This is a genomic window from Shewanella sp. VB17 (assembly GCF_013248905.1).
GTDB lineage: Bacteria > Pseudomonadota > Gammaproteobacteria > Enterobacterales > Shewanellaceae > Shewanella.
In genome coordinates this window covers 653,814-672,472 of record NZ_JABRVS010000001.1, presented here as the reverse complement: position 1 = coordinate 672,472, position 18,659 = coordinate 653,814, and the positions used below count along the sequence as shown (strand labels likewise).

The window sequence follows — 18,659 nt, the reverse complement described above, 5'->3', positions numbered from 1 at the left end:
GACCATCACACTCTTCTTGTTACTCTTTAGCTACCAATTGCAAGTCATTAGCAATCTCACCGCCAGAAAGCCAGTAACGCGCGCGGGAAAAGGGGTATGTTGGCAGGCTAACGTATTGCACAGGTTGATCCTGACGTAGCGCTTTCCACGCCACCCGGCCACCCTGAACCCAATGCAACGCCAGCTTTTCCAACTGTCTTTCAGCAACCAATGTCTGCGCCATCATTTCACCAGCTTTTCCTGACAGCAAGTTTCTAAGTTCAAGTTGCTCCTGTATATTGCCCGTCTGCATCACTACAGCTTGCTTGTCACTGACCGAAGCAGCTCCTATATTCAAATACAGTAAAAGCCCCTGACGTAACTCTTCGATACTGCTAACCACTAATGACAACCGGCAATCCATCTCTTCCCGTCCAGTTTGCAATGTGTGGGCAATATTCGATAACCATATCCGCTGGACATCAACAGCAGCAGTACGGGTATTATCGGTATCCAGATACGTCAGCAAACGGCTTACTACATCCTGTAACTGTGGCTGCGTACGAGCAGAAAGTACGATGATGTCATCTCCTGGTATTACTGCTGAACTTGCTTTATCAAGAGCACTATCAACGCCAACAAACTCTTCAATAATAAGATGAGCATTAGCGCCGCCGGCACCGAACGAACTAACAGTGGCACGTCTAGCCCCTTGCTCTGGCTGCAACCAAGGCTGACAGCTATCTAGCAGATAAAATGGCGACCCCGCGAATTGCACATTGGGATTAGCTGGCTCAGCTTTTATCGTCGGCACAAACGTTTGATGTTTCAGCTGCAAGATCACTTTAGCTAGCTGTGCCATACCAGAAGCAGCTTCAGCATGGCCAATATTGGATTTCACAGTGCCAATAGGGCAACTTGCCCCTGCAACACCGGCATTGCTAAACACTTTGTTCAACGCTTTAAATTCAACGGCATCGCCAAGACTTGTACCATTGGCAGCTGCTTCCACATACTGAATGCTCGCAGGATCAATATTTGCCCGATTAAAATTATCCTCCATCAGCTGTACCTGAGCCTCTATATTCGGTGCATAGAATCCGGTTGAACGTCCTCCGTGATTAATCGTCGATGCTTTGATCACCGCTTCGATCCTATCTCCCGCTTCCAGTGCACTTCGTAAAGGCTTGAGTAACACAGCACCAACCCCCTCAGAAGGAAGAAATCCATCACCATCACTGAAACTGCGGCTACCTGAATGACTGCCAACAATCTGTGCCTGGCTTAAGCCCACATACTTAATAGGATGAAGGGAAAGATTAATACCACCAGCAATCGCCATCTCACAATCACCGTTATACAAACTCTGACAGGCGAGATGAATTGAGGTCAACGACGAAGAACACATGGTATCGACCGCTACACTAGGCCCCTGCAGATTGAAAAAATAAGACGCTCGGTGAGCAATGGCATTATATGAAGACAGTGCCGTCGCAGCCTGCTCATGAATATCGCCAGCAAAAGCTCCGTACAACTGGTACATAGCACCGACGAAAACGCCCACCTTAGAGCCATGATCTTGTTTCAACTTTTCTCGTGTATAAGCAGACTCTTCAAGTAAATTCCAGACGGTTTCCAGAAAGAGACGCTCTTTCGGATCCATGTAAGCCGCCATACGTAGGGGAATATTAAAGAATTCAGGATCAAACTGATCTACACCATCAATAAACCCCCCCCATGCGCTGTAACTTTTACCAGGCATAGGTTTACGGGGATCGAAATAAGCATCATGGTGCCAACGATCTGCTGGAATTTGAGTAATGGCATCGTGCCCTTCCCGCAAATTATCCCAAAATGTTTGCAGATCAGGCGCATCAGGATAACGACCCGATAAACCAATGATGGCAATATCAGTATCCTTAACTTCCCTTTGTTGACTTGCTTTATTAGTCAAGGCTATAGACTTTACCGCCAGATTTTCAGTAGCGGATAACCGATGAATAACATCACCTGTTGAAGCGATATCAGCTTCAACATCATCCAACGAGGCTTGATCTATCTGCGCTAACGGGCTCTCTGGCAAGCTAAGATCACTTTCTTCCAGCGCCTCACCACCACCTACAATACTATCCAGAAAATAATCAGTGAGTGTTTCAATGGTGGAATAATCATGAAATAAAGTAGATGCCAGCACACAGCCCAAATCCTTTTCCATCTCTAACCTTAAATCGATTCCCAACAAAGAATCTAAGCCAAGGTCAAACAGGCTGGCGCGATCATCAAGGGTATCATCGCGCTTTAAGGTTGCCCGCAGGACACTATTTATATATAGCTTCAATCGTGCACGTCGTTCCTCACCTGTAACTTGCCCTAAATTTGCCAGCACACTGATAACGGGCACCTGCTCTGTCGGTGAAGGCGATACCATAAGTTTTGCTTGCGCTCCGCTATGCGGGTTATCCAACACCTCACACAACAGCTGCCTCAAATAGGGGGATTTATCTCCATCTAATGAGATTCCCCGATTAAGAGGCAAGACTGCAAATTGGCTATGCGAGCTGGAAAACTGCTGCGCAATGATCTTAGCCCCTTGTTCTGGAGAGATGAAATCCAGTAACCTTGCTTTCCCTTCAACGGAAGCTTGCTCAAGACTGGCTGCCACACCAATCTGGGACCATCCTGCCCAGTTTACCGATATTCCATGTAGTCCTTTCCCCTTTAAATACCAGGCAAAACTATCAAGAAAGGCATTGGCGGCGGCGTAATTGGCCTGGCCGGGATTACCCAATATCGACGCTGCTGATGAATAAAGCACAAAGAAGTCTAAAGGTTGTTCGCGTACAGCACGATATAACGTAAGAGTCCCGGAAACTTTAGCTGCAAATACTTTCAAGTAACTCTCCCAACCTTGTTGGGCAACAACACCATCGGCTAAAACACCTGCAGAATGAACAATCCCTTTGAGCTGTGGTAACCCCTGCAATCGCGCTGACAACCTGGTGGTAAAATCATCTTCATCGGCAATATCACCAGCCAAAGGATAAATATGTGCTCCCATATCTTCTAATGCCTGCACAGCGGTCCGGTTTTCATCTGCTCCAGCCCGTCTCCCTACCAGAATAAGGTGGCGAGCCCCCTGCTCCACAAGTGTTTTAGCCGTTTCCAGACCTAGGGCTCCAAAACCTCCTGAAATTAAATAACAGCCCGATGCATCAATACCAACTTCACGTGGTACATCAAGATTACTTGTTTGCATACGGGGCACATAGCGACAGCCGCCACGTAATCCAAACTGGCACTCGCTCCGCTCTTCAAGCGTCTGCACTAACAGCCCCACTTCATTATTGATATTGCCTGATGAAGAGTCCAAATCAATCAGGATTGCATAGACACCATTTTCGTTAACGAAGCTGGTAACATGCCCCCAAAGCAAGGATGCAAGGGGTTGTGTAACAGTCTCTTGGACGACAGGTTGACTGCCACAAGTTAGAAAGCTCAACGCCATTTTCCGCCGCTGCGGTGTCAACACGGCCTGACATAACCACAACGGATATTTAGCGTACTGTGCCAATTTGTCGCTATAAGATTCACCACTGAGTAGATCGAAACCATCTAGGGACCATCCATAGATGACCCCAGTCACTGCTTGTACACCTTCCTCAACAGCATTGAACATCTCATTTAGATCTAATAATCCATGCAAGGACACTTTATGACGGTGAACCTGCATAGGATTATCCAGACACACCACAGATACTCGATCTCCGCGAGTGGTTAATTCGCTTTCCAGCGCATCGCACACAGCCCCTTGATCAGAGAACAGTAGCCAGTGCGGCTGTGCATCATCCGAGCCTTGTTGATTGCTTAGTGGTACATTGTTCTCACTAATTTTTATTTCATCCAGCTGCCAATGCTTCTCATATATCCATTTGCTATGGGGCTCAGACGCTGCTACCGGTGACTCTTCATAACGAGAGGTCTCAAATCTATCAATACTCATGACACACTCACCCTGTGAATTTAACAGTGTCAGTGAAGCATAACTGCTGCCCTTCGATGTAGATGAATCCAGCGCCGTAACATCCACCAAACACCAGATAATTTCAGGTAAAGGTTTATAGAGTCGAACACCACTTATCTGCGATGGCACAAAGACCCCCTGACTAACATTCGGTCTGGATGCCGCTGAGATCGTTTGTAAACAAGCATCCAATAGTATGGGGTGGGCTAAAAAGCCTTGCAGAGACTGATCCATCGTTGGCGGTAGTGCAATTTTGGCCAGAGCACAATCTGGACCACGATATATTTGAAAGACTCCCTGAAAATGCTCACCATAACTAAGGCCTGCCAATGCCATTCCCTGATAAAAATGACGTATTGACAGCGCCTCATCACACTTCGCCTGATAAGCTTCTAATGCCATTTCAGGTCGTAACTCAGATTTCTGTGGGCAACTGCTTAAGCGGGCACGCACATTCTGCTGCCACTTATCCAACTCGCGCGTTTTACTGTAGACAGCCACAGTCCCGTCAGCTGGATTGACATGGCAATACATATCAATAGGCTCATCAGTTAATACTCGTTTATGCAGTAATTGAAGATCATCAACTAACAATGCTTGATCAGGCCAACACCATTGCCCCGCAGCCATAATCATGTCGACAAACAAACTGGCCGGCAATACCATTTCACCCAGCACAACATGTGCAGACAAATACGGCATAGTTAATAACGACAACTCACCTGAGAAATTACGGATCCCGGATGGACAAACAAATACCCGGTGCAATACTGGGTGGGCAATACTCTCCTCCCCATGTATGACTGGCGCCGGGTGTTGTTGAGTCTCAATGCCGGGCCTGCCAACCGTAGATGGTAAACTTTCATCAAACGAATAGCCCCACTGTGTCCATACTCTTTGCCGCTGGAAAGGATAACTTGGCAGACTAATTCTCCGCACTGGCTGATCTTCAAATACCCGCTCCCAACGGAGCTTGTATCCTGCCATATAACACTGAGCCAAAAAGCTTTCAAAATGCAATGCTGGATCACGATTAGTTTGACCATGCACCCATAAGAATACCCGTTCCTCAGGTGCATCCGTCATTTGCAACGACAAGCCATGCGTCAAAACAATTTCACAAAATTCATCCGCATCACAACCTTCACTAAAGTCAGCGGTCAGTGAGCCTATCTCCGCTTCATCGAGCATAGAGCGATGATCAAGCCATGCTTGAGGTAAAAGCGCATCTTTTCCTGCTGTACTGACAAACTCATACAGTTTTCGTCCAAGAGAGATATCTGGCCGCACCTCACCCGAGGTGAGAATCGTCATTAAGTCTTTCCAGTTAACTAAACCTGCGATACTCGCTGCAATGTATTCTCCAACACCAACTCCAACAATACGGCTCGGGGATAATCCCATATGAAGAAGTGACTTAGCCAGTGCCCACCTATGTAGCGCATGGGGTAACACTGCTGTAGTTTGATCTATGCCATCAAGCAGACGCTGGAAATCATTCAGCTTATGTGGATGTCCCGATGCCTGCAAATGCTCATAAGCATCCTCTATTGCCGTACGGTAGACACTGCGGCTATTGTACAAATGACGTGCCAGCATCCAATCAACATTTGGCTGACCACCGATCACCCAGAGACAAGGAAAAGACTTCGTCACCGAACATATTTCGTCACCCGCCATCACATCATTATATTCTTCAAGACAAGCACGTAGATCTTCTCTGTCATTCACCGAGAATGCAAAACGAAAATCACCTTCATCTCGACCTATAGCGGCCGTACGACACAAAGTTTGCAAATCTATTGAAGTATCACGATCCAGTAATTCCAAATAACGTCGGCTATACTCACTCAGCGCAGCACCTGAATGAGCGGCAAGGCGGAAAATCCCGCCTTCTCCTTCGGATTCAATGTCAGACTCCCCTTGATAAGACTCGATAATGACATGAGCATTTGTACCACTGAAACCAAATGAACTCACCCCCGCATAGAGCGATCCCTCATCCTCCAACGGCATGGTTTCGCCTGCAATGCACAAGGTATTCAAATCCACTTTAATTTGTGGATTCAGGGTGTTGAAATTAATATTTTGGGGGACCTTTCGTTGACGCACAACCTGTATCGCTTTATGCAAACCACCAATACCAGCGGCAGCTTCCATATGGCCAAGATTGGATTTTAAGGCTCCGATAATAAGCGGCTTGTGAGCCTTAATATTATTCTTTTGTCCATCATCCGCTTTTGTGCCTTTAGCGTGAGCCCCTTTTAGATAACTCGCCTCAATCGCGCGCACTTCGATAGGATCCCCCAAAGCAGTACCTGTGCCATGGCATTCTACAAAATCAACAGCCTCTGGTGCCACACCAGCATCAGCTAAAGCAGCAGCGATCACACGCCGTTGCGCTTGACCACTAGGTGCGGTTAATCCTTGGCTCCGGCCATCATGGTTGACCGCTGTTCCGCGGATCAATGCGTAAATCTGATCCCCATCTTCCAATGCACTACTAAGACGTTTTAACAGCACAGTGCCACAACCTTCAGAACGAACATATCCGTCAGCATTGGCATCAAAAGTATGACAATGACCGGAAGGAGATAACATCTGGGAGCGACATGCCACCACACTGCCCTGAGGAGACAAAATAAGATTAGCGCCACCGGCGATAGCACTATCACACTCTCCTTGGCGCAAGGCCTGCACAGCCAAATGTACGCTAACCAGCGAAGATGAACACGCCGTATCTAGTGTGATCGCCGGACCTTCCAAACCATAGGTATAAGCCAGCCGTCCAGCGGCACAACTACGGGAAGTTCCTGCACCTATGTAATAATTTGCAGCTTCCAGCGGGCCTTGTAACTGGCCATAATCATCGCTCATCAGCCCTACATATACACCCGTTCGGCTGCCAATAAAGCTATTCACTGCATAACCCGCATCCTCGATGGTTTCCCAAACCAGTTCCATCAATAATCGGTGCTGCGGATCGATATGTTTGGCTTCCTCATGAGTCAAACCAAACTGAGTAGGGTCAAAACGATCAATCCCTTTAAGCAAGCCCATGGCATCACTGTATATCCCTCCTTTCTTGTACGGATCATCAGTGAGAAATCGACGCATTGGCCAGCGCTGATCATCCATTTGTGAAATACAGTCACGCCCTTCTTCTAAGGCCTGCCAGAGCTGTTCCAGCGACCCTATCCCTCCCGGATAACGGCAACCCACCCCAACAATGGCTATAGGCTCTCTACGCGCTTGTTCTAGTTGCTGATTAGCAGCCTTTAACCGTTTTATTTCATTTAAACTTTTTGTCAGTAATGGCTTGGTGTCTTGCATTGTTCTATTCCCTTGATTCTTATAATTAGTCATTTTCCAGTTCCAGTTCGAGCATTTTAGAAATATCATCGATAGACATGCTCTCTTCCTGTGGCTGAACCTGCTCGTCAAGACGCAGCAACTGTAAAATATGCTCTGCCAGCGTAATCACACTGGGATAGTCAAAAATGGTATCTACATGAAGCTCCAGTGCGAACTCCTTGCTGATGCGATAGCTGAAATCCACCGCCGTGATTGAATCCATGCCAAAATCAAAGAATGGACGTTCGTCTAACACCTGACTCGCCTCAATCTTGAGAAAATCCATTAAAGCGTTATGGATAACTTGAACAACCAAGACGCTTTGCTCATCTGCAGTGAGTTCATAAAAGTCGCTGTCCAGTACAGTCCCTCCTTGCTCTATCTCACTCGATACGACATCTTCCTCATCATCTCGATAGCAAACAACCTGCGCCATAGGCTGACGTAATAACAGGCTCAAGGATGTCAATGCCTGCTCAGACGTTAACCGCTGCTGAAATGCAACACCCCTGGCCTCAGCCTGCCCTGCCATTCCCGTATTTTCCCACGCCCCCCAGTTAATACTCATTGCTGGAATACCTTGATGGGCCCAACGTCGGGCAAGGTAATCCAGCAAAGCATTCGCCACAACATAGTTCGCCTGCCCCACCGAGCCACCAATCGAAGCAATGGATGAAAATAACACAAAGAAATCCAATGACATTGGCTGGCTAAGTTCGTACAAGTTCAGCGCCCCCTGCACCTTGGCTGATAATACTGATTGCCAGCCTGTTTCACTTTGCTGCTTTAACAGCGCATTAGATAAAGTGCCTGCGGCATGGAGGATTCCAGCAACTGGTGGCATCTCGCGAGCAATAATATCCATCTGCTCACGCAGGTGGCCTAAATGACTGACATCGCCATACAGCACCTGTACCTGACAGCCCAATGCCCGTAACGCAGCTACCCGAGCATCGGTCTCAGGACGCGCTGAGCGAGTCAATAACGCTAGTGCTTTTGCTCCCTCTGCGACAAGCCTTTCGGCGCTAAGCAATCCAAGCTCCCCCAGACCTCCAGAAATAACATAAGTGCGATCAGTGCGAATTGTAGAAATCACATCACTCTCGGTAGTTTCTTGCCAATGGAGGGCTATCTCAAGCTTTCTCAGGTAACGCTGGCCCTGACGGTAGGCCACAACAGACTCTGCCTTTTCACTGACGGCTTCAGCCAACCAGACAGGCACTCCCGAGACGCCTGTAACACATTCATCAACATCTACCAATACCACATGTAATGATGGAAACTCCTGAGTCACGGTTTGTACCAAGGCTGCAGCAGCAAAGGTCGCTCCCGAAGATGGGGCGTTTTCACTGTCAACATTTTGCGAAAATTGCGTTAACACTATCACAGGTAAATTTTGCTCACTGGCAGCAATCAACCATTGTGCCAGACACCAAAGTACATCACCTGCACCTTCGCTCCAATTGGCAGGTAGCACTGTATCAGCATCCATCACATCTAAAAGTTCGGTATAGATCAAAGCCTGCGCATCCCTATGGCTGTCAAATACCGCTTGTATTTTCTGCTGAGCATTTTCAGCAATATCATCACACCAAACCTGATGCATACGGCCTTGAAAATTCGCTTGTATCTGTTGCTGTGAAGGGTTTTTACGACCAACTAACAAAACATCTGACAAAGCATTAACCGCTTCAACACCCGGTAATGTCGAAGCTTGCCAGCTCACCTGGCGCAATAAAACCTGATCGAGTTCAGTAGATAGCAACGATGAAGACTGAGTCACTTTTCTGAAGCTAACCTGCTCAAAGCGTCCACATAACTGTTCATTTTCATCGATAATAGAGATGTCGTACACCAGTTCATCTGCACTACTCTCATCGGGGAGATATTGTGCCAAACACCAGAAATATAAACCTCCTGGCCAAGCATTAAGCGTGACCCGCCCTATGCCATAAGGAAGGAAAAGTCCGCCTGCCCCCCCCAGAATATCACCAAGCACATTCACCGATTGTAAACACGCATCTAAGACTTGGGGAGCAATAATAAAATCTGCCGACAGGGTACGTATTTTAGCCACCGCACTTTGACCTTCACGCCACATCCCCTCAATACGGCGATAAGTGTCCTGCAGACCAAGTTCTTTCGGGATGTAATCGCTATAAAAAGTCTCCTTATCCACAGTGAAAGTGGCCTTATCGCGGATAATACGCAGTGTTGCCAATAGCTCATCGACATTGATTCCCCCTTCAGCTGTAGCTTGAGTCACAGTGAGCGAATCAATGGCAGTAAAGCTTTGCCATGCTTGTGTCGCCGACTCACGGGAATACAGCTGAGCACGACCATCGGCGAAGACTTCCAGCTGCACTAATAACTGCTGTTCAAATTTCAGAGGCCGTAAAAATCTCACACCATTAATAGATATCCCACGGGTTGACGCCAAAGCATGCACCGCTAAAGCTAAGCTCCCCGCAGCAGGAAATATGTTAGTGCTGTCCAGACAATGCTCCCCCAGAAAAGATTGTTGGTCGACATCTAAATCAAACTCAACATAACGACGTCCATCTCCTGCCGACGTAATATCATGAGTGATCAACGAAGGTATTGTCTGTACCTTAAGCGCCTGCTCTGACACCCAATAACGCCGGGCAGGGAAAAGACTACTGGGAAGCTGCACTTTACGAGGCTTGGAAAAAGCAAAATAATTCTGCCAGTTAATTTTTTGCCCCTGATGAGATAGAGCGGTCAATACTTGATGAAGCGCACTACAAGGCCGCACACCCGGCACATCTACCAAACCTAATAACAGCTCCAAAACCATTTCACTTTCAGCATTCGTATCCGTTTGCGAGTCCCTGCTATAGGGCTTGTCACATGCAACACTGCAAGCCTGATTAAAACCCGCAGGGATATGAGTATCAGCTATAAAGACGATCGGCAGTTCACTATTGGAAAAGTCCACAGCCGACAATGCCGCTTGCAATTCACTTTCATTTGTAGCAAGCAAACCTGCCAACATATTATCAATACTCGCAGCGCCACTTAAGGCTGCAGCAGGTAACAACATAAGTCCCTGTGCATAAAGCTGTTCAGGGGCTACGCCCAGCGATAATAACAACCGACCATAAGCCAGCCCTAATATGGCATAATGGAGGGACTCAGGTATATCAAGACACTCACTAGCACATAAAACATCTGGCGAGCTAATGTCAAAGCCGCGGGCACCAAGTGCCTCTGCGCAATCATCAATCACCTGCCTAAATGCTGAAAATTGCTGATAATAACCAGCTATTTGCTCTCGCCACTCTGGTACTTGTGCAACGGCTAAGCGCCAGACCAATTGAGGCTGTACCACGTTTTTCTCGCTGATCCGGATCTTGCCTTTTGCCAATGCCTGCAACCCCTCGATCAACTCAGACATTGACGCAGCGGGAAGAATAGCCTGAACAGACTGTCCGGCACGCGATGCACAAAAGGTATAAGCCACATCAACTACCGGCATAGGAACCTCAGTTAACGCCTGTAAATAACGACTGGCATCATGCTGCAATTGCTCACGATTGATATGCGATAATACAGCCAGGGGCACGAAATCATCGGCAATATCTTGAGGTAATTCTACTGCCTCATACTCTTCCACCACCAAGTGAGCATTAGTACCACTCAAACCAAAAGAACTTACCCCTGCCCGACGGGGCTGAGTTGATGCCCATTCACGTAATTTATCTATCACCTCAATCCCACTTTGCTGCCAGTCAAAATTAGGATTAGGCAGTTCAAAGTGCAAATGGGGCACCAATTTACCGTGCTGCAGACATAGCAAAACCTTGATCAATCCGGCAATCCCCGCCGCAGCTTCGGCATGACCAATATTAGTTTTCACCGAACCGACATAAAGAGAGGTTTCACTGTGTGCCCCCCCAAACACAGCCTGTAAAGCATTTAACTCCATAGGGTCCCCCAGGTGTGTACCTGTCCCATGAGCCTCAATGTAGGATATTTCCGCTGGAGAGACCGCTGCATCCTGTAATGCTTTTTCCAATACCCTTTGTTGCGACAAACCATTAGGAACCGTTAGACCACCTGCACGGCCATCATGTGTGACAGCAGCGCCACGTATAATACCTATAATAGGATCGCCATCTTTCTCGGCATCAGCTAATCGTTTCAGTACCACTACACCACAGCCTTCACCACGGACAAAGCCATCCGCATTGGCGTCAAAGGTACGACAACGACCATTTGGTGAAAGCATACCGCCCGCACATTCAATCATCAGTGGCTCAGGAGACAACTGCAAACTTACACCACCAGCCAGCGCCATATCACATGCGCCAGTACGAAGATTTGTACAAGCTAATTGCACCGACACCAGCGAAGAGGAACACGCGGTATCTAAGGTCATTGACGGCCCCATTAAACCAAACACATGGGAAATACGCCCGGCGACAATGCTATTGGCCGACCCTGTCCCCACATAAAACGCATGCTCACGAACATGTTGGGTCAGTTGCAGATAATCTTGCGTCATAACTCCAACAAAAACACCGGTTTCAGAGCCAGTCAGTGCCATAGGATCCAGCCCGGCGCTCTCTAACGCCTCATAGCTAACATCCAGTAACATTCGTTGCTGTGGATCCATTAATTCAGCTTCGATACCCGAAATTGCAAAGCGCTCCGGACAAAACTGATCCACCTGATCGACAAAACAGCCTTCAGCAACATAAATCTTGCCTGATTTAGTCCGATCCGGATCGTAATACTTTGCATGATCCCAACGATCAGCAGGAACAGCTTTCACCGCATCCACGCCTTCCTTCAACAGCTCCCAAAACTGCTGAGGTGAATTGGCCCCTCCTGGGAAACGACATGACATCCCTACCACAGCGATGGCACAGTCAGCTTCTTCTTCGCTGCTGTGAGTTGGTAAAGGAGCAGTAACAGGTGCAGATGTTGCCGCCTTATGATTAGCAGGTAAGCACTTAAGCAGAAATCCAGTCAGTTCAGCAATACTGGGATAATCGTATAATAAGGTCGACTCAAATTTTTGCGTAAAACGCCGTTCCAGCAATCCCCGCAGATCGATCACCAACAGAGAATCTAAGCCGTGATCAAACAGGCTGACATTTGCTTCAATTGTCCCTGAATATTTTAACAATTTAACCAGAGTGGTTTGCAAATACGCTTCTATCTGGCGTTTGCGCTCTGGAACACTCACCTGCTGCAAACCTTGTAGAAAATCCTCAGCCGCTGGTTTGTCTACTTTGTTACTCTCTTTCAACGGGGACTTAATAACAGTTCCGGCCTCATCCAGCAGCTCTACCAATAACCGTTGTACCTGAGGTAAATGATCGGCATCAAGAGATTGGCTATGTTGCAAAGGCAATACCGCAAACTGCACATTTTCGCACGCAAACTGCTGTTCAATCACAGCGATTCCCTGTTTAGGATCTATGGTACCAGCTACAGAATCGCTTTCACTTAAGCGCGCCGTCATATCAAGTGCGGCTGCAGCCCCGATATCCGACCATGCCCCCCAGCCAATCGACAGACCCGGGAGCTGCAATCCCCGCAAATACCAGGAAAAAGCATCCAAAAAAGCATTAGCTGCAGCATGATTAGCTTGACCCGGATTGCCCATTATCGCTGATGCAGAGGAATAAATAACAAAGAAATCGAGGTCGCAGTCAATCACCGAGCGATACAAATGTATTGCACCAAATACTTTTGGCTGTAAAACCCGCATATACCGTTCCCAGCTCTGCTGCTCAATCACGCCATCTTCAAGTACTCCTACTGAATGCACGACCCCACGTAAGGGGGGTAACTCAGCCAGTACTTCTTTTAAGGCTGCATGTAAAAGCGCTTCATCACTGACATCAACATAAACAGGTAACACCTGAACACCTTGATCCCGTAATTCATTGAGTATTGGCTCCGCGTCTCTTCGCACAAAACGGCCAATTAAAATAAGGTGTTTAGCCCCCTGCGCTGCCAGCGTTTTTGCGGTCTGTAAACCCAGATCACCAAAACCGCCAGTGATCAGATAACTACCGTGAGCCACTATCTGTGAGTGAGCCGTCGCGGTATCAAGCACAGACAAAGATGCACGTCGCAATCGTGCGGCGCACATCTGTCCATCACGTATCACGATCTGACATTCTTCTGTTTGTGCCAGTGCTTCACACAAAATATCACCAACCACAGTCGATGGGTCAAGATCTATCAAGCGTGCAAAGGTGCCATTCTCATTAATATAAGCAAAGACATGACCCCACAGCATGGCTTGCATTGGCTGTGTTACCTTATCCGCCAAGGGCTGTGCGCCAGCCGTTAAAAAACTCGGGCATAAATGCCGCCAACGGGAATGTAAAAGGGCCTGACAAAGCAGCAATGGATATTTTAAATACAGCTCTGCGGCTTCTAAGAGTGTCTCTGCGATCAGATCTGCCGGACGCAAAGACCACGCATAAACGATACCTGTGATAGCGCCATTCGTTTTTTCAATTTCAGCAAAAAGCGCACTAAAGTCATCACTGTGCTGTAAATGCCCATGATGAAGTGCATCATCTGATGAGATCATCACCAGTGACTGCCCACGCATTTCAAGGTCTTTCTTTAATGGCGTAAGCCATTGCATTTCAACACCGATATCTTCATCAGCCAACACCAGATAGCAGCCTTTAGGCTCGGGGGGTATCTGAGCTCTACATTGAGCGACTTTTTTAGCCACAAAAATACTCTCTGTACGCTCAGGTTCATCAGTCGCCAAAGCCGATTCGAAGCCGCATTCTTTTAACAACTTTTCCCATGCGGAGCTCTCCAGCAGCGGGCTCTCTTGACGCAAATCCAGATCGGTGAAATTCCACCAGCCTGCGGTCAGACCAAAACTCAAGTCAAGCCAAGCCAATGGCTGCGTCAATTCTCGCAGCAATAAGATGCCTCCGTCAGCCAAGCATAGCGATAAATGATTTAGGGTTCGCGCCAGATCAGAGGTCGCATGGAGAACATTCACAGCAATAATAAGATCAAACTGTCCCGCGGTGAATCCCTGTGAATGCGGATCGAGCTGAAGATCGAAAATCTGGTAATCTATTGCCTCGCTGTGGTGAAATTTATCCTTAGCCCGGGTTAAAAAATGCTCCGACAAGTCGGTAAAAACATAGTCAACCGCTAGCCCCTCCACCTGTTTTAATACCTGTCGAGTTGTAGCACCTGTGCCCGCCCCGACCTCAAGAACACGTAACCGACGCCCTTGCGGCAGAGAAGTAACGGCCTGTGCCACCATTGCCGCAATTCGATCATTTAATGCCAAGCTACCGGCGCTGTCTTGGTAGACAGCTCCTGCGTCCTTAGATTTATCTTCGACAAACAGCAAGTCAACTGCTTTGGTTTTTCCACAGAGCACATCAGCTAATGCTTCACCACAGCGCACCAGTAAATCTAACTCGCTCGTTTGTGTAGCTAACTTTATTCGCAGCCGGGACTCAAGAGTCCTGGCCGAGAGCTCTGTAACTGGTAACTGACAATTGAGGAAAAGTAGTCGCTGTACCAGACGACGATAACCCGGCTGAACGTCCTGGTGTTGCATCACATCGTCCAGGATTAACCCTTCCTCGAGTGCCAGCCCTAATTGCGAAAATGCTGCGCGAATATAATGCCCACTCAGTGCATCAAGATCCTCTAACACGGCAGCATCCATCACATATTGCGCGGCCTCGACATGTGGCCGAGCCTGTGTCCATAAATCATCCGCGGTTATGGTTAAAGCACTGACTAAAGAGGGCAATACAAGCCAATGTTTTTCCAATAACCAATCTGCCCAAACTGGCGCGGCAAGACTCGGTTGATAACGCGATGCCTCAAAGCGCTCAATGGTAATGACCTCTCGTCCCTGTTCATCGTAGGCGTGCAAAGACACCGCAAACTGTTCTCGTTCACGTAAATAATCATGCAGTTCCGCATCGCTCTCCCAATGGGGATTAGGCCCCTGAATACGTACAAAACACCACAATTCCCTAGGACGATGACCCGTATCCTCTAAACCCTGAATTTTTGTAGGAACAAACAATGGCGGGATATCATCCTCATTACCTGTATCAGCAATAGCAGCACTAATCACTTGAAAACAGGCATCTAATATTACCGGATGCAAACCGCGGCCAGACCATTGAGAAGGCAGCGAAGCTGGCCATTCGATTTTAGCAAGGGCAACTCCCACTCCACGAAACAACTTACTGATAGCCTGAAAAGATTCACCATACTCAATACCAGCTTGCAGGGCCTTAGCTAAGTGCTTATCAACCGCTACAGATTGTGGACACATTTTGCGATCAGCTGTCAGTGTATATGTTTGCAATGCCAGCTCGGCATAGAGTTCGACACTAGCACTAACGTGTTTACACCAGGTATCTTTGTCAGCATCTTTCGTGTAAATGTCCACCGTTGCCGTCGCCGTATCAGTACCGCTTACCCGGCAATACACAGCCACAGGCTTTATATCCAGTATGCATGCTTGCAGAATTTGCATGTCCTTTATCCGGGCAGGCGCACCACTTGGTCCGGAGCAAACCTCTGCGATCATGTCAAAATAAAGACTCGCAGGTACCATTATCTTTCCCGCAACAAGGTGATCCCGCAAAAAAGGAAGCCGTGCCAAAGACAATTCACCGGCAAAAAGACTGCTGCCATTGGGCTCAGTTAATTCTGTGGTAAAAACACCATGACGTACAGGCGAAAACATCAACGGTAATGAGGACACTCGTGCAGTGACTTGCTCGGGTAACCAATAACTACGGCGGTCAAAGGCGTAATCAGGTAAAGGATAAACATCATCTTTAACCCCCTTATTGCCTGCTTTTGAGATCAGTGACCAGCCCAGGTTAAATAATGCAACAGCCAAACCAAGCCAAGGATCAACATTTTTTTCGTCACTTTCAATGGTTCCTGCTATCACTGAAGTCTCAGTAAGCACCTTCAATTGCGTCAGTTCAATAGCCAATTCGCCCTGCTGTAATGGCCAATCAATAAGTGGCCTATCGTCGACCTTAGTTAACATTTCATCCAAGATGATTTTTGCATCACCAACGCGGTTATTAGGCCATTCCAACCAGAATCTGGCTTTAGCCCCATTAGCACTAACTGACACCTGACGCAGAGCTTCGGCCAAATCTAAACTATCCATCAACGCTTGCCATTCAGCTTTTGCTAAACCGTCATCAGATGACTGATCCAGTGAAAAACACAGGCGCACGGCTTGCTCAAAACCTAGTACACCGGCAAAAACTAACGCAGCGACAATGCCCGTCCCCTGCGCCTGAACTTGCTGAGAAAGCAGCCCTTCGGCAATCAACTTTTCAGCACTCAGTAGCTGTGTGACCATCTGCCTTAACACTGGGTAATCCTCAGAGCCACTTAATGCTTCTAAAGACAGCCCAGTTATCTGCTCAAGCTCTTTCTGTAATTTCAGATAGCGGGCAGACCATGATGCATCGGCAAACACATCAGAAAATGTAAAAGAGGTTAGCGGCGAACAACCAAAACACAGTACCACTGCCGGTTTCAATGGTAACTCAATAAATTCACTCTCAGCCCCTGATAACAGATATGATAGCAACTCATCATGAGTACGGACCCCAATCCCAAAACGATAGGCGAAAGTATTCTGGGTACGATTCACCGTAGCGGCTAAATGTCGCAGTGAAATATCCGGTCTAGACTTGAGATGTTCAGCAAGCAGGAGCAGCTGATCACGCAGGGAAGCTGCGCTGTGGGCGGAAAAATAAAACGGATAATCCTCAATAACAAATGAATCATCAACTTCGGTTTTCACTGTACTTACATGCCTAGCCATTACCAAGTGAGCATTGGTACCTGTGTAACCAAAGGAGCTCAATGCCGCTATGCGGGGCTGTTGACTGTTCCAGCTTTGCCCTTGCTTTCGGGGAAAGACTAAATGCTCACTCAGATCATCTAAGTGCGGATTTAACTTATCCAAGTGTGTGATCGGCGGCAATACATCATGCTGCAATAACAGCACGAGTTTAATCAAGCCGGCAACCCCAGCAGCAGATTCACAATGACCAATATTGGCTTTGACAGCGCCCAAAGTCAGTGTCTCAGAGCGGTCTTTCGCCCGCCCGTAAACAGCATCTATCGCCTGCACTTCCACCGGATCACCCAGCGAAGTTCCGGTGCCGTGAGTCTCCAAATAAGCAACTTGGGCAGGCGTCACTCGTGCATGGGCAAGCGCACGGCGCATCACTTCCATTTGTGCAGGTCCATTGGGTGCATTTAGGCCGTGACTGCGCCCATCCTGATTGACAGCCGAACCACGAATCACAGCCAATATCCTGTCCCCGTCGGCTTCTGCCTGCGCTAAAGTTTTCAGTAATACCATGCCACAGCCTTCAGAGCGTACATAACCATCGGCACCATCACCAAAAGTATTACAGCGCCCAGTCGCCGACAGCATGTTGGCAACAGAAGCGCCAATTGCAGCTTCCGGACTCAACAGCAGGTTCACTCCTCCCGCCAGCGCCATTGAGCACTCCCCCATCCGTAAACTTTGGCATGCCAGATGTACAGTCACCAATGACGATGAACAGGCGGTATCTACTGACATACTCGGACCCGTTAAGCCAAACGCATAGGACAAGCGACCGGCAGCCGCACTCAGCGCGTTGCCTTGCCCTACATAGGCATTTAGATCCATAGTGCTTTTAAGCAAGCGGGTATAGTCATTATTCATCTGCCCAATAAAAACACCCGCATCTGTTCCTTTTACAGCAGCAATATCCAAACCTGCACGCTCAAAACAAAACCATGCCTGTTCAAGCAACAGTCGATGCTGAGGATCTATATAGGGCGCTTCTACTTCAGAAATACCGAAGGCCGCTGGATCAAACTGATCAACAGCGTCAAGCAAGCCAAAATGCCGAGTATTAATCTTTCCTGGCTCCGCAGCAACTGCAGAAAAATACTCTTTCATATCCCATCGCTGATCTGACATGATGGTAACCGCATCATCGCCATTTTTGATCAGCTGCCAAAATGCTTCAGGATCCGGGGCTCCCGGAAAACGGCACGACATACCAATAACTGCAATAGGTTCTTCGCGCTCACCTTCAAGCTCACGGATGCGTCGATCTTTTTCTTGGATTTTCAAAATCGAACTTTTCAGCAAATCCTTGTGAGTATTTGTACCTTGCTTATTTTTCTCAGAATTGTTCAACTCAGTGCTCCTTAGAATACTGTGCACTAGGAATAAGGCGCGTTATAGCGAAAATAACCACAGATTCATTGCGCT

2 protein-coding genes are annotated in these 18,659 nt (G+C 47.8%); both read right to left on the bottom strand.

The window, feature by feature from the left end:
- Positions 1 to 19: 19 nt before the first annotated feature.
- Positions 20 to 7,366, bottom strand: coding sequence for a type I polyketide synthase (locus tag HQQ94_RS02850; protein WP_173292993.1), 7,347 nt, complete (start codon positions 7,364 to 7,366; stop codon positions 20 to 22).
- Complete coding sequence (locus tag HQQ94_RS02845; protein WP_173292992.1) at positions 7,359 to 18,584, bottom strand: SDR family NAD(P)-dependent oxidoreductase; 11,226 nt, start codon at positions 18,582 to 18,584, stop codon at positions 7,359 to 7,361. The genes HQQ94_RS02850 and HQQ94_RS02845 overlap by 8 nt, the downstream gene beginning before the upstream one ends.
- Positions 18,585 to 18,659 lie beyond the last annotated feature (75 nt).